This is a genomic window from Parasphingorhabdus sp. (assembly GCF_039968395.1).
Classification (GTDB): Bacteria; Pseudomonadota; Alphaproteobacteria; order Sphingomonadales; family Sphingomonadaceae; genus Parasphingorhabdus.
Window position 1 is genome coordinate 182,791 of record NZ_JBDVPV010000005.1, and the last position, 18,225, is coordinate 201,015.

Here is an 18,225-nt window from a genome sequence, read left to right on the forward strand (position 1 = left end):
ATGGATAATCTGACACACAGCCTGGCAGGCGCTGTTCTCGGGCAGCTGGGCCTCAAGAAAAAGACTGGTCTGGGCATGGCGACCCTGATCATTGCAGCCAATATTCCCGATATCGATGCTTTTGCCACCCTGCTCGGGGGGCAACAGCATCTGGCCCTTCGTCGCGGTATTACGCACGGCCCGATTGCGATGCTGGTACTGCCAATCCTGCTGACCGGTCTGATGATCTGGTTTGATCGCTGGCAAAGTCGGCGCGGCAAACGGCCGGATGATCGCTTGCCCATACACCGGGGCTGGCTGCTTGCGCTGGCGTTTATCGGAACGCTGAGTCATCCGGCTCTCGACTGGCTTAATAGTTATGGCGTCCGGTTGCTCGAACCGTTCTCGAGCCAGTGGTATTATGGCGACAGCATTTTTATCATCGACATCTGGATCTGGGCCGCGCTGATTGCCGGGGTCTGGATATCACGGAGGCGCGAGAAAAAGGGCAGGACAGATTGGCAACGACCCGCCTGGGTAAGCTTTGCTGTGATCTGTGCTTATATTTTTGCCAATGGCCTGATTACCGGAAAGGCGGAGGCAGATACTGCGCTGGCGGTAGAGGAGAGAACGGGTATTGCGCCCGAACTGGTGGTTGCGAATCCTGTGCCGGTGACATTCTGGCGACGAGAAATGATCTGGCAAATGGTTGGGGATACCGGTGCCAGTTATGGTGAGACTGATTTTGATTTGTTCAGCATCGAACCTTTCAACTGGAAGGGCGAGGTGATTCAGAATGATGCGTCGCCAGAACTGGTAAGGGCTGCGCGCAAAATCGATGTGAATGCCGATGCCTTCCTGTTCTGGTCACGCATGCCGGTTTTGCAAAATGAAAGTGAAGCCGATGGTGGCAATATCCTCAAGATGGGCGATATGCGTTTTCGCGATCCGCTTGTTCAGGGTCGTTTCGGGGTCCTGACCAAAATACCGCCAACCGCGATACAATATCCGGATGCCCCGAAGGACAGGTTTGAAACTGCGGAAGATTCCGCAAATTAGCAACCATGACTGAACCCAAAATCGTCTGGTTTCGCCGGGACCTTCGCCTTTCTGACCAGGCAGCTTTAACCGCAGCTGCGCAAGTCGGACCGATTATTCCCGTTTATATTCTCGATGATGAAACGCCTAAACATCGCAAAATGGGCGCAGCTTCGCGCTGGTGGTTGCATCAATCGCTGGACAGGCTGGACGCTCAACTGCGGCAGAAAGGCGCGCGTTTGGTTTTGCGAAGGGGCGAGATCGCGACGGTACTGACCGAAATTGTCAAATCTACCGGCGCGCGAGAAATTCATGCGCTGCATCATTATGAACCGTGGTGGCGCAATGCTGAAAAGGGCGTGCGCAAAGCCATTGGACAGGACGCGGATCTGATACTGCACGACGGCAACTACCTGTTGCCGCCGGGCACGTTGAAAACCGGTAGTGGCGGCGAATACAAGATATACACGCCGTTCTGGAAATCCCTACGTGAGCGGATGCCGCCTGCTGCATCTGTCCCCGCGCCCGAGTTACTCGAGCCACCGACCGACTGGCCAGAAAGCGATGAACTGGATGGCTGGAACCTGCTTCCGGCGCAACCAAACTGGGCGACAGGTTTTGAAACAGACTGGACGCCGGGAGAACAGGGCGCTCACGACAATCTCGATGATTTCATCAGCAAGGCGACCCAATATGATGAAGGCCGCAATTTGCCGTCAGAAGAGCTCGTGTCTCGTCTGTCGCCACATCTGCATTTTGGCGAGATCAGCCCGGCCGCCATCTGGAACCGTCTTGCAGGAGAGGGGAGTAAAGTCGAAATCTACCTGAAGGAACTGGTCTGGCGGGATTATGCGCAAAATGTCATTCACCAGTTCCCGCAATATGGCAGCGAGAGTTACCGCGAGAAGTTCCGTCAATTTCCCTGGCGGGAGATCGCATCGGATGAAGTGCGAAGGGACTTTGACGCCTGGTGCCACGGCAGAACCGGTTATCCGATTGTAGATGCGGGCATGCGCGAGCTTTGGGCGACGGGCTGGATGCACAATCGGGTGCGGATGATTGCGGCGAGTTTTCTGATCAAGCATCTGCTGATCGACTGGCGTGAAGGTGAGCAGTGGTTCTGGGATACGCTGGTCGATGCTGATTACGCATCCAACACGGTCAACTGGCAGTGGGTTTCCGGCACGGGAGTGGACTCCAACATGTTTGTGCGAATCATGGCGCCGCTTACCCAGTCCGAGAAGTTCAACGCAGGTGACTATATCCGCAAATGGGTTCCGGAACTGGCTGAACTCGATGACCCCTATGTTCACGATCCGGAGGAACATGGCTGCAAACCAGCAAATTATCCTTCCAAAATTATCGGTCACAAAGCGGCGCGCGCACGGGCGCTGGACGCTTATGCTGTAGTAAAGTGAGTGGCCTGTTTGCGGCGCTGCCCAAATTGAGATATCAGCATCTGAGTTCGACAGAAGGAACAGGACCGATGAACAAGTAAACCGCCAAATGGCCAACTCAATTGTGTCACGTGCGGGCCGCAGCCTGCGGGGTTCCAACTTACGTATCTGAGGTTTACATGCAGAGATTATCCAACAAGAAATGCGTCATTACAGGCGCCGCACGAGGTATTGGCAAAGCCATTGCCAAGGCCTTTGCCGATGAAGGCGGAACGGTGCTTCTGACCGATTGCGATACCACGACACTGGCAAAGACAGGCGAGGAACTTTGTGCCGAAACTTTCCCGCTGGATGTCCGCCGGGAAGGCGATTGGGAACGGCTGGCCGCGCATTGGCCAAGCGTCGATGTGGTTGTCAACAATGCTGGCATCACGGGCTTTGAAGACAGCACAGCGCCGCAAGATCCGGAAAATGCTTCTCTGGATAGCTGGCGTTCAGTTCATGAGGTCAATCTCGATGGAACATTTCTGGGTTGCCGATATTCGATCCAGGCGATGAAGGCGCAGGGGACAGGCTCGATCATCAATATCTCGTCGCGATCCGGCATGGTCGGTATCCCGGGTGCAGCAGCTTATGCGTCTTCCAAGGCAGCAATCCGCAATCACAGCAAGTCGGTTGCATTGTACTGCGCACAGCAAGGGTGGAAAATCCGCTGCAATTCGATCCATCCCGCTGCGGTGATGACGCCAATGTGGGAGCCGATGCTGGGCGAAGGAGCCGCGCGCGAAACGGCTATGGCGGCGCTGGTCAGGGATACACCCCTCCAGCGTTTTGGAGAAGCTTCGGAGGTTGCCGCCATGGCATTACTCCTGGCATCCGACGAAGCCACTTATATAACCGGAACTGAAATGACGATTGATGGTGGAATATTGGCGGGATCCGCTGCTGCGCCGGGTTCATGAACTTATCACCCTGATTACGGATAGTTCCGCATTGCCAACTGGTTACAGCTCGTCCATATTTAAGCGATGAATGCAGAGGCACCAAAGCGTGGGCAACATTTGCTGGAATCGCGCAAACGTTTCGGGACAGGCGGCGGCTTGTTCTCTCGCCTCACCGCGCCTGGATTCCACCGGATTATTGACCGTATTGATGCCGGCATGGATCACGGTACATTTGAAGGTAAATTGCCGGATGGGACAACGCGGATCACGGGCGGTCGCGGCGAAGGCCCGATGGCCGAGATCACGATCCACAGCTGGAATGCCTTGCTGCGCCTCGTAAACAGCGGTTCGGTGGGCTGGTATCGGGCCTGGGAACTGGGCGAGTGGGAAAGCCCCGACCTGGTGTCGGTATTTGATCTGTTCACTCGCAATCGTGCGGGGTTGCAGAATACCGGGCGTGCCTCTGGACTGTTCCGCCTGATCGCAAAGCTGCGTCACTCCCTGCGGAATAATGACAAGGTTCGGGCGCGTCAGAATATTCAATATCACTATGATCTCGGCAATGATTTCTATGCGCTGTGGCTGGATGAAAGCATGAGCTACTCCAGCGCTATTTTCGAAGATGCGGCTGGAAAGGCGAGCTCGCTGGAAGAGGCGCAGGTCAAGAAAGTTGCCGCCATTGCGCAGCGACTAAACGCGCAGCCCGGTCAGGATGTGCTGGAGATTGGTGCGGGTTGGGGGTTTCTGTCTGGCACCCTCGTACGGGACCATGGTCTCAATCTCACTGGAATTTCTCTTTCCGATGAGCAGACAGAATGGGCTCGAGCACATCATCCCCAAGCTGAATTTCGTATTCAGGATTATCGGGATGTGGACGAACAATATGACGCCATTGCCAGTGTGGAAATGGTCGAGGCAGTGGGGCAAAAATATTGGCCCGAGTTTCTGGACTGCATCGCGCGCAACTTGAAGCAGGGCGGACGTGCAGCGCTGCAATATATCACGATTGCCGACGATATTTTCGAACAATATGCCGCCAGCGCAGATTTCATACAGACATATATTTTTCCCGGTGGAATGCTGCTCTCCGAAAGCCGTTTCCGGGCGCTTGCCGAGGAGCGCGGTCTGAAATGGCATGATCAACAGAATTTCGGACCGGACTATGCACATACGCTGCAGCTGTGGCGCGAGCGCTTTGATGCGGTTGTAGAGGCTGGCCAGCTTCCGCAGGGGTTTGACGAACATTTTGTTCGGCTCTGGCGTTACTATTTCGCCTATTGTGAAGGGGGCTTCCGTGGCGGCGGCATCAATGTTGCACAAGTCACTCTGATAAAAGAATAAAATTCGGGAGATGGAAATGGGTTTAGGTAAGAAAATGACGTTGGCGATGACCGGAATCGGACTGTGTCTCGCCTTGCCGGCATGTCAGAAAGCCAAGGAAGTGGCGGCCGATGCGGCGGGCCTGCCTACCGACAACAATATCTTGTTCTGGACCGATGAACAGCGCAACAAGGCGTTCCGCATGATGGACACGCTGGTTCCTTCCAACACGATCAGCGCAGGTGAGAATATCAAGTCGCTTGAAACCGGCGCTCCGTTGCCGATGGAATATGAAATGGGCGGCAATGTGATCAGCGTTGATGACTATATGGCCCAGCAGCGCGCTGCCGGTATTGTCATCTTGCAGGATGGTAAAATCCGTCTGGAAGAATATCGCATGGATTTCGAGGCGGATGATCGCTGGACTTCTTTCTCGGTTGCGAAGTCCCTTGTTTCGACTTTGGTTGGTGCTGCCATCAAGGACGGTTCCATCAAGTCCATCGACGACCCATTGACGGACTATATTCCTGAACTTGCGGGCAGCGGATATGATGGTGTGACTGTCCAGCAGCTGCTGACGATGACATCAGGTGTTCGATGGAACGAGGATTATGGTGATCCGGAATCGGATGTTGCGCAATTCAACAACACCAAGCCGGTGGATGGCATGGATCCCATCATCGTTTATATGAAAACACTGGAGAACGAAGCCGAACCGGGAACGCGCTGGCAATATAATACGGGCGAAACCAACCTGATCGGCGTGCTGGTCGCAAAGGCTACCGGCAAAACAATCTCCGACTATCTGTCTGAAAAAGTCTGGGCGCCTTATGGCATGTCACAGGATGCCGAATGGCTGTTGAACGAGGGTGGCAAGGAAATCGGCGGTTGCTGTATCTCCGCCACGATCCGTGATTATGCCTTGTTCGGCCAGTTTGCCATGAATGGCGGCAAAATCGGGGAAGAGAGCATCGTCCCCGATGGCTGGTTTGAAAAAGCCGGAACGAAGCAGGCAGATATCGACATGCCTGGTCGCGGTTATGGCTATCAGTGGTGGACCTTTGATGATGGCAGCTATGCCGGGCAGGGGATTTTTGGTCAGGGTATCTTCATCGATCCCGCGCGCAAGCTGGTGATTGCCAGCAATGGCAACTGGCCAAGCGCAACGCCGGATGCACAGAAAGATCAGCGGATTGAATTTTATCGTGCGGTGCAGGCAGCCGTCGACACAGAAAGCGCGAACTAACCCAGATCGAAACGTTTGCCGGTCTCGAAATCACTGGCAAGAATTTCAATCATCCGGTCTGCGACTACCTGTGGTTGCTTGACGCTGGCAGGATCTTCGCCGGGATAGGCGCGGGCGCGCATGTCGGTGCGGGTCTTGCCGGGATTGATAATGGCCGTCCGGAACTTTCCGATGTTGCGCATTTCCTCGCCATAGCTCAGCACCAGCGTTTCAAGCGCTGCTTTGGAGGCGCCATAAGCACCCCAGAATGCACGCGGTGATGCACCAACACTGCTGGTGATCGCGAGCAAGCGTGCATCGTCACTTTTGCGCATCATCCCGTCAAAAGCTGCGATCAAGGCCTGTTGTGCGATGAAGTTCAACGTCATCACATTGTTCAGTTCCTTGCCATCAATGGCGGGAACGGGGCCAAGCGTACCCAGCATCGCAGCGTTGAGTATCATGATGTCGAGACTGTCCCACCGGTCGGATATCGCTTTGGCCAGGCGGCCAATGCTGTCGCCGTCGGTCAGATCGAGAGGGGCGATGGTTGCGCTGCCGCCATCGGCATGGATCTGCTCTTCTACTTCTTCGAGAGCCGCAGAATCTCTGGCAGTCAAAATGACATGCGCGCCTTGTTTGGCCAGTGCGAGCGCGGTGGCCGCACCAATGCCGCGACTGGCTCCGGTTACCAGTGCCAGTTGATCCTTGAACTGCATATTAGCCGACATTCTCTGCCAGGACTGAAACGTCCCGCGGCGCGACCTGTTCATTGAGCATGCTCAACTGGTCAGGCGGTTCCTGTCCCTCCTGATCAGTCAGGGCTGTCGGATAGGCACCTGTGAAACAGGCATCGCAATATTGCGGTTTGATATCTTGCCGGGCTTCTTCGCCAACCGCCCGATACAGACCATCAATGGAAATGAACGCCAGACTGTCGGCCTGGATATATTCACACATCTGTTCGACCGACTTCATGGCGGCCAGCAGTTTTTCGCGTTTCGGTGTGTTTACTCCATAAAAACAGCTGTGCATCGTGGGCGGGCTGGCAATCCGCATATGGACTTCTGCAGCGCCCGCTTCGCGCATCATCTGGACGATTTTCAGGCTGGTGGTACCGCGAACGATACTGTCGTCGATGAGGACAATCTTCTTGCCATTAACCAGTGGTCGGTTGGCATTATGTTTCAGCTTCACCCCCAGATGGCGAACACCGTCACCGGGCTGAATGAAGGTTCTGCCGACATAATGCGACCGTATTATGCCCAGTTCGAACGGGATGCCGGATTTTTCGGCATAGCCGATTGCTGCCGGTGTTCCGCTGTCCGGAACCGGAATGACATAGTCGCAATCCACCGGATTCTCGATGGCCAGCTGCGCACCAATTTCCTTGCGTACGCTGTAGACAGACGATCCATCGACAATCGAATCCGGACGGGAAAAATAGACATGTTCAAATATGCACGGCCTTGCGCTTGTCTCTCCGAACGGACGGTGCGAACGCAATTCACCATTCGAGACAATGACCAGTTCACCGGCATCGACGCTGCGGACATATTCGGCCCCGACCAGGTCAAGTGCCACGGTTTCGGAAGCGAATACATAGGCTTCACCGACTTTTCCGATGACCAGCGGCCTTATTCCCAGCGGATCACGACAGGCAATCATGCCATCCGGGGTCATGCATATCAGTGAATAGGCGCCTTCCACCTTGCGCAGGGCATCGATAAATTTATCGAGCAATGTGCGATATTGTGATGTGGCGACGAGATGGATGATCACTTCCGTGTCACTGGTAGACTGGAAGATCGAACCGCTGCGCACCAGTTCAGCACGCAATTTCAGGGCATTGGAAATATTGCCGTTGTGGGCAATAGCAAAACCGCCAGAGGCAAGATCTGCTTCCAGCGGTTGAATATTCCGTAATGTACCGGCTCCGGTCGTCGAATAGCGGACATGCCCGCAGGCATAGTCACCGCGCATTTTGTCCATGACTTCGACACTGTCGAAATTTCCGGCGACCGGCCCAAGTGCGCGATGGCTGTAGAATTCGCGGCCATCACGTGCAGTAATGCCTGCCGCTTCTTGTCCGCGATGCTGCAGGGCGTGAAGTCCCAGCGCAACCATGGCCGCTGCATCATCTGCACCAGCCACACCAAATACGCCGCATTCTTCTCTTAATTTGTCATCGTCAAACGGGTGGGTTGTAAGCATATCTCACCTTGTTTGCTGCCCAAATAATTGACGCTGTCATCACGCCGCGCAGGGGATGGCTGGCATATAGATTTGATTCAAGCGTTTGTCTTCCCCCTTTGGTCATAAAAACATCATATTCTTTTCCTTTTTCGGGATTGACCGGAACAACCGCAGGTTTTGCGTTGCGCTGGGACGATCTCAGCCCTAATTTGCCGCCATGACGGATGAAAATGAAATGGATCGCGAGACCGGATCGCAATTAAACCCTAAATTTGATTCGGCTGGTCTGGTGACGGCAGTGGTTACGGATGATTCGTCGGGTGCAGTGCTGATGGTCGCGCATATGAATGGGGAAGCACTGGAAAAAACAATAGAGACGGATGTTGTGCATTTCTATTCTCGCAGCCGGCAGGCGCTGTGGAAGAAGGGCGAAACATCCGGCAACATCTTGACGCTGACCGAAATGCGGCTCGATTGTGATCAGGATGCGGTCTGGATCAAGGCCCGCCCCGCCGGACCTGTCTGCCATACCGGGGAAACCAGCTGTTTCTATCGGACGTATAAAGACGGAAAACTGGAACGTATCGCGTGAAACCCGCTTCTGTTTTGCTTCTGGGCCTGTTTCTGAGCGGCTGCGGCCAGGGCCCCGGTGCGTCTGCAGAGCAAAATGAGCCGGAACCCGCTCCGACATCCAGACTCGAACAGGCTGCGATAGAGGCAGGGGTCATTCCCGATATAAGAAACGTGACACTGTCAGGTGCGTTTGAAAGACAGAGTGAACTGGGTATCGATCGGTTTTGCGCTGTCGGCAACGATGAGCGCGGTTATCAGGTGGGCATGCTCGCCGTATTCGGCCCGGAGAGCAAATGTGAAGGTCTGGGGGAAGCGCAACGCACGGGAGAAACCATCAGCATCACATTGGACAGCAAGGAAACTTGCCGCTTCGACGCAAGCTTTGATGGAGTTGAACTTCAGCTGCCGGGTGATCTTCCCGAAGCCTGTTTGAGCTATTGCTCCCCGCGCGCCACGCTCAACGGGGTAAGTTTTTTTCTGGTCGGAGAAGGGGACGCCGTTGCGCGTTCGACCCAGGGTCGGGAAATCGAGAGCCTTTGTCCGGGTGGATGACCTTGACGTTTACGTTAGCGTAAGATATATGGTGGCCATGTCGAAGTCGCCAAATCATGCAGAAATTGACACGCCGGATGTTCAGAATCGCGAAACTTTCTCGATTTCGGATTTGTCGGGCGAGTTTGGGGTCACGGCCCGGGCGCTGCGATTCTATGAAGACGAAGGTCTGATTGCACCGCAGCGCAAAGGTCTGTCCCGGATTTACGGGAAACGGGATCGCGCACGTCTGGCGTGGATCATGCGCGCCAAAAATGTCGGTTTCTCACTGTCCGAAATTCGCGAGATGATCGATCTCTATGATATTGGCGATGGCCGAGCGACGCAAAAGCAGGTCACGCTGGAAAAATGTCAGGCGAAAGTGGACCTGCTGAAGAAACAACGCAATGACATCGACAGTTCAATCAAGGAACTGACAGAATTTATCAAGGTTGTGCGAGATACGGTCATCGAAGCCAAAGCACAGCAGTAACCAAAAGTTAAGGCCAGCATTTTTGGCCCTTCATTGAAAATATAGAGAGAATTTAACATGCCTAGTTATACCGCCCCCATCGGTGAAGTCCGTTTCATACTGAATGAAGTATTGAACCTCGAAAAATATTCCAATGTGTCGGGATTTGAAAATGCGACCCCCGATATGGTCGATGCGATCCTGACCGAAGCCGGCAAATTTTCCAGCGAAATATTGCATCCGCTGAATCTGAGCGGTGATGAAGAAGGCTGCACCCGGCACGAAGACGGATCTGTCACCACACCGGAAGGGTTTAAAGATGCCTATACCCAGCTGATCGAAGCGGGCTGGACAACCTTGTCCGCGCCAGAAGAAGTGGGCGGGCAAGGCCTGCCAAGGGTAGTCGGCAATGCCGTGATGGAATTCATGATCTCCGCCAATCAGGCGCTGGAAATGTACACCGGCCTGACGCAGGGCGCGATTGCGTCCATTCTGGTTGAAGGCAGTGAAGAGCAGAAACAGAAGTATGTTCCCAACATGGTCTCCGGCAAATGGACCGGCACCATGAACCTGACCGAAGCCCATTGCGGCACGGATCTGGGTTTGATCCGCACCAAGGCGGAACCGCAGCCGGGCGGGAGCTATGGCATTACCGGCCAGAAAATCTTTATTTCGGCTGGCGAACATGATCTGACCGAAAATATTATCCATCTCGTCCTGGCAAAAACACCGGATGCACCAGATAGTTCCAAAGGTATCTCGCTGTTCATCGTACCCAAATTTCTGGTCAATGATGATGGCACGCTGGGCGAGCGCAATTCGGTTAGCTGCGGTTCTATCGAGGAAAAAATGGGCATTCACGGCAACGCGACTTGCGTGATGAACTATGATGGCGCCACCGGCTATCTGGTTGGTGAAGAAAACAAGGGCCTGCGCGCTATGTTCATCATGATGAACGCAGCGCGTCTCGGTGTTGGATTGCAAGGTCTTGCTCAAGGTGAAATCGCTTATCAGAACGCGGTTATCTATGCAGGTGATCGGCGGCAGGGACGGGCGTTAACCGGCGCTCAGGACCCCAATGAAAAAGCTGACACATTATTTGTGCACCCCGATGTCCGCCGGATGTTGATGGATGGCAAAGCCTTTACCGAATCGATGCGGGCGCTTGTTTTGTGGGGCGCGCTGCAAGTTGACCTGGCGGCGAAGGCGGAAACTGAAGAAGATCGCCAGGCTGCGGATGACCTGATCAGCCTTCTGACACCTGTTATCAAAGGATATGGCACTGCCAAGGGCTATGACATCTGCACGGAATCCCAGCAGGTTTACGGCGGTCACGGCTATATTACCGAATGGGGCATGGAACAATTTGTCCGCGATGCTCGGATTGCGATGATCTACGAAGGCACAAACGGTATTCAGGCAATGGATCTGGTTGGCCGCAAGCTGGGACAAAATGGTGGCCGCGCGGTACAGGCGCTATTCAAGCTTATTTCCGATGAAGTCGCCGGAGCAAAGGAAAATGATCGTCTGAAAGCTTTTGCCGAGGCGCTCGAAAAGGCCAATGGCGAGCTTCAGAAAGCGACCATGTGGTTCATGCAAAATGCGATGGCCAATCCCAATAATGCCGGTGCCGGCGCCTATCACTATATGCACATCATGGGCATTGTATCGCTTGGCCTGATGTGGCTGAGAATGGCCAGTGCCGCATCGGATGCACTGGATGCCGGTTCGGACAATGCAAAATATTACGAAGCCAAACTCGTGACCGCACAGTATTTTGCGGAGCGCTTCTTCCCGGACACAGGTTCCCTGCGCCGCAAGATTGAAGGCGGCAGTGATGCGATCATGGGTCTGGACCCGGAAATGTTTGCCGTTGCCTGAATCGAAGCTCAGGCAGCCTGATTATTCTCGGCTTGCTTGAACGCTTCTTCCCAATGATCCAGATTTCGCCGGGCACTCTGTACAAAGGGTGACTGGCGAATTCCCCACAGGGCCAGGTCATTGGCGACTTTGCCGAGCAGCCGCATCGGGCGTTTTACCTGTACGAGCAGGATTACCCGGGTCTGATCGGTTTCGTTGGCTACTTCGTGGAAATAACTGTCATCGAATATCAGCCATTTGCCGTTTTCCCAGTGTACCGTGTCTTCGTTGACCTGCATCCAGCAGTTTTCCCGGGGTGTGGGAATATCAAGGCCGAGATGGCAAGTCACAAGTCCCCGTGTGACACCGCGATGTCGCGGGATCACTGCACCTGGTTCCAGAATGGAGAAAAAGGCGGAATTGAGATCCGGGATAGTTTTGACCAAAGCAGCGGTCTTCGGCGCGCGGGCACAATTACCGGGCACGTCATATCCGTATCCGACCAGAAAGAAGGATTTCCAGTTGCCGTCTCCGGCAATACGGGCATGATCCGGGGAGATATCTTTGAGCGGGGGAACGGCATCACGATGGTCCAATATCTCTGAAGCTTCCCGAGCTATATCTGCCCAGGAATCTTTCAGTCGATCGGTCCAGTCGAAAATATCCGGCTGTTGTAGCGGTGTCGTTGGTATGAGGGATTGAGATGAGCTGATCCGGTTTGCGCTGTTGCGGAGTTTTTTGCCGATCTTGATGATCAAGGGCTGGGAAACTCTATCTTTTGCGCTTGTAGCTCCTGTCATCTGCGATTTCTGTGCCATGGTTGAACTTTCCGAAGATATTTGACCCCCCAACCCGTTGATAGTCTTTTGCAGGCCGAATGTGACCAAAGTTCGACGAATTTGAGCCATTTATCGGCCAATGGCATTGGCGCGATATTTCGGGAAGATCCTGTGACCAAAGTGAAATCCCGGGTTTTGACCGTATCGCGAACGATCGGAAATGCGGCGAAGGCGGCGAGGCGTTACAAATAACGGATGGAAAACCGACCGGTTCCTGTCCGCCGCCGATTCAACCCGCAACATCGCCTTTGGCTGGATTTTTCGGGGCCATTTTGCGACACAAAATCTGACAGGGGAATGATCTGCATAAGGAGTATGCAAAATGCATTCCACCAAACGCTCAAAGCCCGAAAAGTCTGGATTGAGACTCACACCCTACATGATCACGGTTGGGTTCGGTATCTCGATGGCAACCGGCGCTCTTGCCGCTTCGCCGGAAATGGAAAAAACCGCTCAGGAAGCACCGGAAGAATCGGAAGTGCCTGCACCCACGATTGATACGGATGGCGATGGAACAGCCGACGCCTGGGATCGCAGCGGTGATGGAAAGCCGGATGCCTGGGATACGGATGGCGATGGCAAACCTGATCTGCTCGATGACGACGGTGATGGAAAGCCGGACTAGCTCCAAACTGTCGTCCGGGTCGCAATGCAAGGGACCGGGTTCGGGTTTGAGATTGTTACCCGAATCCGGGACTTGCTAGAAAAGTTCTTCAAACATGCTGAGCATGGCCGCTTTGCTTTGCCGGTCGGCGGATTCGTTATATTTGACGACGTCCATCGGGCTGGTGTCACTGCCGGGATCGGTGAACCCGTGAACCACGCCTGAGTAGATGTGCATGTGGCAATCAGCGCCGGCAATATCCATTTCTTCCAGAAATGCCCGAACCTGCTTTGGTGAAACCAACGGATCCGCTCTTCCATGGCACACCAGTATCCGTGATTTTATCGTGCCCCTTTTGGCAGGTAACGGTGTCGCCAGCAATCCGTGAAAGCTTACCACAAGGGCGATGTCTTCCCCGCTTCGTGCCATTTCCAGGACAATTTCGCCGCCCATACAATATCCGATGGCTGCGATCCGTTCGTTGGCAAGCTTTGATCTTGTCCGCAGCTCATCCAGTGCGCAACGAAAACGATCGCGATAATATTCTGCATCTTCCCGTAGAGCGCTCGCCATCTGGCGGGCGACTTGGGTGTCATCGATCTGACCCTGGCCATAAATATCACAGACCATTGCGGCATAACCGAGTGAAGCCAACCAGCGTGCACGATCATACATGATCTTGGTTGGCCCGGCGATTGTAGGGACAATCAAAATACCTGCACGGGGATAACGGCTGGGTTGCGCCATATATCCCTGCAGCTCCACCTCATCATGATGATAGGTGAAATTATTGATCTCGATCGAACTCATTCTTCGGGCAAAAACTCGGGAACGGAGAGATATCGTTCTCCGGTATCATAATTGAATCCAAGAACCTTGGCGCCAGCACCAAGTTCGGGCAATTTCTGCGCGATAGCAGCGAGTGTTGCGCCCGAACTGATTCCAACCAGCATCCCTTCTTCCTTGGCCGCACGCAAGGCCATTGCCTTTGCATCGGCCGGATCCACCTGAATCGCTCCATCGATGCTTTGCGTATGAAGATTGCCGGGAATGAAACCCGCGCCAATGCCCTGGATCGGATGCGGACCGGGTTGTCCGCCGCCAATAACTGGTGACAGGGTGGGTTCGACGGCAAAGACCTTCAGACCGCTCCATTCCTTTTTCAAAACTTCCGCGACACCCGTAATATGTCCGCCCGTACCAACGCCTGTAATAATCGCGTCGAGCGGGTTGTCCCGGAAGTCCGCCAGAATTTCCTGAGCGGTCGTCCGGACGTGGGCATCGACATTGGCAGGGTTATCAAATTGCTGGGGCATCCACGCACCCGGGTTTTGATCTACCAGTTCAGTCGCACGTTCAATTGCGCCTTTCATCCCCTTTTCCTTGGGAGTCAAATCGAAGCTGGCGCCATAGGCCAGCATCAGGCGGCGCCGTTCAATCGACATGGACTCGGGCATCACCAAAATCAGTTTATAGCCTTTGACCGCAGCCACCATTGCCAGACCCACACCGGTGTTTCCGGACGTTGGCTCAATGATTGTCCCGCCAGATTTGAGGGCGCCGGATTTTTCAGCATCTTCGATCATCGCCAATGCAATGCGATCCTTGATCGAGCCGCCGGGGTTGGAACGCTCGGACTTCACCCACACATTTGCGCCGCTAAACAGGCGTTGAACCCTGATATGCGGTGTATTGCCGATCGTTTCTAGGATGTTGCTGGCAATCATTATGTAATTCTCCTGTCAAATTTCATGGCACATCAGATCGGGTTTTTTGTTCCGCTTTCAAATCCGTTTCCAGATCTTTTGGTGGATCAAAAGTTTTCGCCGCTCCCAGCTGAGGAAACAGACGTGACCATATTCCTGTTACCGCTATAGCACCTGCACCGCCCGCGACAATGGCCACAATAGGTCCGAACAAAACCGCCAGACCGCCAGACAAGGCGTCTCCCAGCTCGTTCGATGCGCTGATCGTCATTTGACTGACCGCATTCACCCTTCCGCGCTTTTCGTCTGGTGTATGTAGTTGAATAAGTGAGCTTCTGACATATACTCCGAACATATCCGCTGCACCGCAGAGCGCAAGAAAGAACATCGAAAGAGGCAAGGAACGGCTCAACCCGAAGCCGATTGTACCAATTCCAAAAACCAACATGGCAATGAGCATCATGTTGCCGACATTCCGGGACAGCGGTGCGAACGAGAAAATTCCGGCGACAATCACGGCACCAACTGCCGGGGATGCAGCCAAAAGGGACAGTCCGATTTCGCCCGAATTCAAAATATCCTTTGCGAATACCGGAATCATTGCTGTTGCACCGGCCAGAAACATGACCAGCAAATCCAGGGTTATCGCGCCAAGAACCAGCTTGTTGGTCCAGACATATGACATGCCATCCATGATCTGACGCAACGGGCCCTTGGTCCGGTCGATAGCGCTTCGTGTCACTGGCCCGATCATGAAAACCGATAAGGTTGCCAGTCCATAGAGGGCCGCGCAGACAAAATAGGGCAGGGCCGGATCGATTTTGTACAGCGGACCTGCCATGCCCGGTCCGGCGATGACACCAACTTGCCATGCAATGGTCGACAGGGCGATTGCGCGCGGAAGCGATCCCTTGGGTACGAGATTGGGTGCCAATGAAGTAATCGCCGGTCCCAGGAATGCCCGGCATATTCCGAGCAGCACGGAGATGATGTAGATCGACCAGAGCGTGATCTGGCCACTGGATGTCAGCAAAGCCAGGAACAGGGCAATGGCGGCCTGCGCGCTAAGCACTGCACGGGCAATCCAGCGGCGATCGAGATGATCTGCAACCCACCCGACCAGCGGCGTGAGAATGAACAGGGGTACAAACTGGAGCAGTCCCAACAGCCCCAATATTCCGGCAGATGCCCCCACGCCCATATCTTCACGGGCCAGATTATAGGCCTGCCAGCCCAAAATCAGCATCATCGCATAAAGAGCAAACATCGACGTCAGTCGAGAAAGCCAGAGGAATCGATAATTGGGTATCGTAAAGGGATGCGGTGCAGGACTGTTCACGCCTGATCTGCTAACGGTTGGAAGGACTTGCTGCAATCTCTTCGTAAGATAGGGGCATATCGGGTGGACATGCTTTGTCCGCAAGTGACAGAACAACAGCCCTTCCAAAGCACCAAGCAGCGCATATTTTTGCGAGTTAACGGTTCTCTTTAAGATGTTTCATCGAGCCGTACCGCAACGGGACGCGCCAAACGAAGTGCTGGTTTTGCGAGTCTGATTGGTAAATATTCCATTAACAGCCTGGGAGTTTACCATTGTGAAGCAGATATCGGCCAAAGAGATTGCGATGCGTATCAGTGCAGGGATCATGATTCTTGCAGCGCTATGTATAGTGGGGCTTCTGGTCCTGGGGTTGACCCGTGCCATTGCATCCTCAACGTCTGAGAGTGCTGACGGGGTTTCTGCGAATATTGCTGCCATCAATGCAGCAAATACAACCGAAACAGTGATCAAACCAAAACCGACAGAACCCAAAGCGCTCTCCGCCAATCCTGTTGAACAACCTGCGAATTCGGTATTTTCCATGATTCCCGATAACTCGCCTTTTGTCGTTCGCCGTGTGCTGCAGATTGATGAGCCATTTGTGCATGGTTTCTATGCCTGGGATGATGAAGGCGTGCCGGACGGTCCATTGATAATTACCGTGGACCTCAAGGCCGAGTCTCTCTCTGTTTTTCGCGGTGGATATGAAATCGGAGCTGCGGCCATTTTGTTCGGTGCGGATGAAAAGCCGACGCCGACAGGCGTTTTTCCGATCACGCAGAAGAGCAAGGATCACGTGTCCAACCTCTATGGATCGCCAATGCCGTACATGTTGCGGATGACCAATGACGGGATTTCAATTCACGGCAGTGAAGTGGAATGGGGCTATGCTACCCATGGGTGCATCGGGATCCCAACGGCTTTTGCCAAACTGCTGTTCGCACAAGTGAAGCTTGGTGATCGTGTGATCGTCACAGACGGCAAGATGCTGCAACTGGGACAGACCATCGCGCCACCAGAAGGCAAATTGCCCAAAAGCTAGATATCGATGGGCTTCTGATATTCATTAATGGCTTCGAATATCGTTGTCAGAGCGGTTTGTTCATCGCTGGAAATTTCCGGCCGCCAGACTTCGAACAACAGGATCACGCGCCGCAAAGCACTGCGGTTCCAGGCTTCATGCTCGAAGGAATCATCAAATATAAGCGCTTCGCCATTTTTCCATGGCCGCGTTTCGCTGCCCACTCGCAGGGCGCAGTCGGAGGGAATGACCAGCGGTATGTGACAGATAAGACGCGTGTTGAGCAGGCCGAAATGCGGGGCAATATGCGTACCGGGTTCCAGCACCGAATAGAGCGCCATGGGTGATCTTTCACGAATGACCGGGATTGGCGCGGCTTCCAGAGCCGCAACAGTTTTCGGACATTGTGCGATATTCTCTGAAATAGCCTCTCCGCTCTTCCAGAAATAGAAGGCGCCCCAGCTGGAATCATCAAGAAGCGGGTTGTTGGGGCGCGGCCGGTCAGGATGGGATTCCACATAAGGTGAAAATTGCTGGTGCTGTGCCATTACGCCCTGCAATTCTTCCTGCATGTCGGAAATGCCGGCTTCAACCTGTTCCAGCCAGGGAAATTCATGCCGCTCGTAAAATTCGCGCTGCGGCATGCCGGGATAATAGAACATGGACGGTTTCTGGTAGAAAATTTCTTTCCGGCCCATCAGCAATTCAATCGCATTGCGCACGGGCAAGGGCGTGTCGCTGCCTTCCAGCCCGGTTTCTTTCAGTTTTTGCAGCAAATAGCTTTCAAACCGACCATGAGCACCAGACAGAAACTGCTCTGCCTGTTGCAATTTTGATTTCAGATCTTCGGGGACGTTTGCGCCAGCACCAACCATGTTCAGCGCCGCTTTGTAAAAGGCATTTGCGCCGCGATCATCATTGTGACGTTCTTTGAGGTCACCCATCAAAAGCAGGGCGGCGAGATGTCTTTTGTCGATCGCCAGCAGCTTTTGCAGCGCAGCCTCTTCAGCGACATCGTCTCCTTGCATCCGGCAGGCATGCGCCAGCAGCAGCCATTGGGGTTCGATGTCGCCGCCAGCCGTACACAGCTCTTCCAGTTTTACCCGCGCTTCACCGGGCTTGTTCGCGCGCAGATCAGCTACGCCGTCGTTGAGCAAATATCGCGCCTGTTCGGGAGTCAATGTCATCCCGCGCCTATA

At 54.1% G+C, this 18,225-nt stretch carries 18 protein-coding genes; 11 read left to right on the top strand and 7 right to left on the bottom strand.

The features are described from left to right. The 5 genes from ABJI30_RS11595 to ABJI30_RS11615 all read left to right on the top strand — a co-directional run bounded on the left by ABJI30_RS11595 (position 1) and on the right by ABJI30_RS11615 (position 5,924). A complete protein-coding gene (locus ABJI30_RS11595; protein ID WP_348016851.1) occupies positions 1 to 1,038 on the top strand; it encodes a metal-dependent hydrolase in 1,038 nt (345 codons plus the stop codon). Positions 1,039 to 1,043: 5 nt separating this feature from the next. Continuing rightward, entirely contained in the window at positions 1,044 to 2,435 is a 1,392-nt protein-coding gene (locus ABJI30_RS11600; protein ID WP_348016852.1) for a deoxyribodipyrimidine photo-lyase, read from the top strand. 158 nt (positions 2,436 to 2,593) lie between these two features. Next, positions 2,594 to 3,376: an SDR family oxidoreductase gene (locus tag ABJI30_RS11605; protein ID WP_348016853.1), complete on the top strand. Its 783-nt coding sequence runs from the start codon at positions 2,594 to 2,596 to the stop codon at positions 3,374 to 3,376. 99 nt (positions 3,377 to 3,475) lie between these two features. Beyond that, the gene (locus tag ABJI30_RS11610) at positions 3,476 to 4,699 is read left to right on the top strand and encodes a cyclopropane-fatty-acyl-phospholipid synthase family protein (RefSeq protein ID WP_348025434.1); all 1,224 of its coding nucleotides are present in this window, start codon (positions 3,476 to 3,478) and stop codon (positions 4,697 to 4,699) included. Positions 4,700 to 4,715: 16 nt separating this feature from the next. Then, on the top strand, positions 4,716 to 5,924 hold the full coding sequence (locus ABJI30_RS11615; RefSeq protein WP_348016855.1) for a serine hydrolase: 1,209 nt from the start codon (positions 4,716 to 4,718) through the stop codon (positions 5,922 to 5,924). Here the strand turns inward: ABJI30_RS11615 and ABJI30_RS11620 are convergent. Next, positions 5,921 to 6,634 (bottom strand): SDR family NAD(P)-dependent oxidoreductase, encoded by a 714-nt coding sequence (locus ABJI30_RS11620; protein WP_348016856.1) that lies wholly within the window; start codon positions 6,632 to 6,634, stop codon positions 5,921 to 5,923. The genes ABJI30_RS11615 and ABJI30_RS11620 overlap by 4 nt on opposite strands. Beyond that, entirely contained in the window at positions 6,624 to 8,117 is a 1,494-nt protein-coding gene (gene purF / locus ABJI30_RS11625) for an amidophosphoribosyltransferase (protein WP_348016857.1), read from the bottom strand. The genes ABJI30_RS11620 and purF overlap by 11 nt, the downstream gene beginning before the upstream one ends. A gap of 199 nt (positions 8,118 to 8,316) precedes the next feature. Between purF and hisI the strand changes: the two genes are divergently transcribed. From hisI to ABJI30_RS11645, 4 genes are read left to right on the top strand one after another with little or no spacing between them, the layout of a single operon-like run. Beyond that, positions 8,317 to 8,691, top strand: coding sequence for a phosphoribosyl-AMP cyclohydrolase (hisI, locus tag ABJI30_RS11630; protein ID WP_348016858.1), 375 nt, complete (start codon positions 8,317 to 8,319; stop codon positions 8,689 to 8,691). Continuing rightward, on the top strand, positions 8,688 to 9,224 hold the full coding sequence (locus ABJI30_RS11635) for a hypothetical protein (protein WP_348016859.1): 537 nt from the start codon (positions 8,688 to 8,690) through the stop codon (positions 9,222 to 9,224). The genes hisI and ABJI30_RS11635 overlap by 4 nt, the downstream gene beginning before the upstream one ends. A gap of 37 nt (positions 9,225 to 9,261) precedes the next feature. Further along, positions 9,262 to 9,696 (top strand): MerR family DNA-binding transcriptional regulator, encoded by a 435-nt coding sequence (locus ABJI30_RS11640; protein ID WP_348016860.1) that lies wholly within the window; start codon positions 9,262 to 9,264, stop codon positions 9,694 to 9,696. Between the two features lie 57 nt (positions 9,697 to 9,753). Beyond that, complete coding sequence (locus ABJI30_RS11645; RefSeq protein WP_348016861.1) at positions 9,754 to 11,556, top strand: acyl-CoA dehydrogenase C-terminal domain-containing protein; 1,803 nt, start codon at positions 9,754 to 9,756, stop codon at positions 11,554 to 11,556. Between the two features lie 8 nt (positions 11,557 to 11,564). Here the strand turns inward: ABJI30_RS11645 and ABJI30_RS11650 are convergent, their stop codons facing one another. Then, on the bottom strand, positions 11,565 to 12,353 hold the full coding sequence (locus ABJI30_RS11650) for an aspartyl/asparaginyl beta-hydroxylase domain-containing protein (protein WP_348016862.1): 789 nt from the start codon (positions 12,351 to 12,353) through the stop codon (positions 11,565 to 11,567). 343 nt (positions 12,354 to 12,696) lie between these two features. Between ABJI30_RS11650 and ABJI30_RS11655 the strand changes: the two genes are divergently transcribed. Beyond that, positions 12,697 to 12,999, top strand: a complete 303-nt coding sequence (locus tag ABJI30_RS11655; protein WP_348016864.1) for a hypothetical protein — start codon at positions 12,697 to 12,699, stop codon at positions 12,997 to 12,999. Positions 13,000 to 13,074: 75 nt separating this feature from the next. Here ABJI30_RS11655 and ABJI30_RS11660 read toward each other — a convergent pair whose 3' ends face one another. The 3 genes from ABJI30_RS11660 to ABJI30_RS11670 are packed head-to-tail and all read right to left on the bottom strand — an operon-like array spanning position 13,075 to position 16,023. Further along, positions 13,075 to 13,788 (bottom strand): dienelactone hydrolase family protein, encoded by a 714-nt coding sequence (locus tag ABJI30_RS11660; RefSeq protein WP_348016865.1) that lies wholly within the window; start codon positions 13,786 to 13,788, stop codon positions 13,075 to 13,077. Next, positions 13,785 to 14,705 (bottom strand): cysteine synthase A, encoded by a 921-nt coding sequence (gene cysK, locus ABJI30_RS11665; protein ID WP_348016866.1) that lies wholly within the window; start codon positions 14,703 to 14,705, stop codon positions 13,785 to 13,787. Before cysK ends, ABJI30_RS11660 begins: the two co-directional genes overlap by 4 nt. Before the next feature lie 22 nt (positions 14,706 to 14,727). Further along, positions 14,728 to 16,023, bottom strand: a complete 1,296-nt coding sequence (locus ABJI30_RS11670; RefSeq protein ID WP_348016867.1) for an MFS transporter — start codon at positions 16,021 to 16,023, stop codon at positions 14,728 to 14,730. A gap of 256 nt (positions 16,024 to 16,279) precedes the next feature. Here ABJI30_RS11670 and ABJI30_RS11675 point away from each other — a divergent pair, with 256 nt between their 5' ends. Next, on the top strand, positions 16,280 to 17,047 hold the full coding sequence (locus ABJI30_RS11675) for a L,D-transpeptidase family protein (protein WP_348016868.1): 768 nt from the start codon (positions 16,280 to 16,282) through the stop codon (positions 17,045 to 17,047). On the opposite strand, the gene ABJI30_RS11680 is transcribed toward ABJI30_RS11675, so the two are convergent. Then, positions 17,044 to 18,213, bottom strand: a complete 1,170-nt coding sequence (locus tag ABJI30_RS11680; RefSeq protein WP_348016869.1) for an aspartyl/asparaginyl beta-hydroxylase domain-containing protein — start codon at positions 18,211 to 18,213, stop codon at positions 17,044 to 17,046. The genes ABJI30_RS11675 and ABJI30_RS11680 overlap by 4 nt on opposite strands. Positions 18,214 to 18,225: the final 12 nt, after the last annotated feature.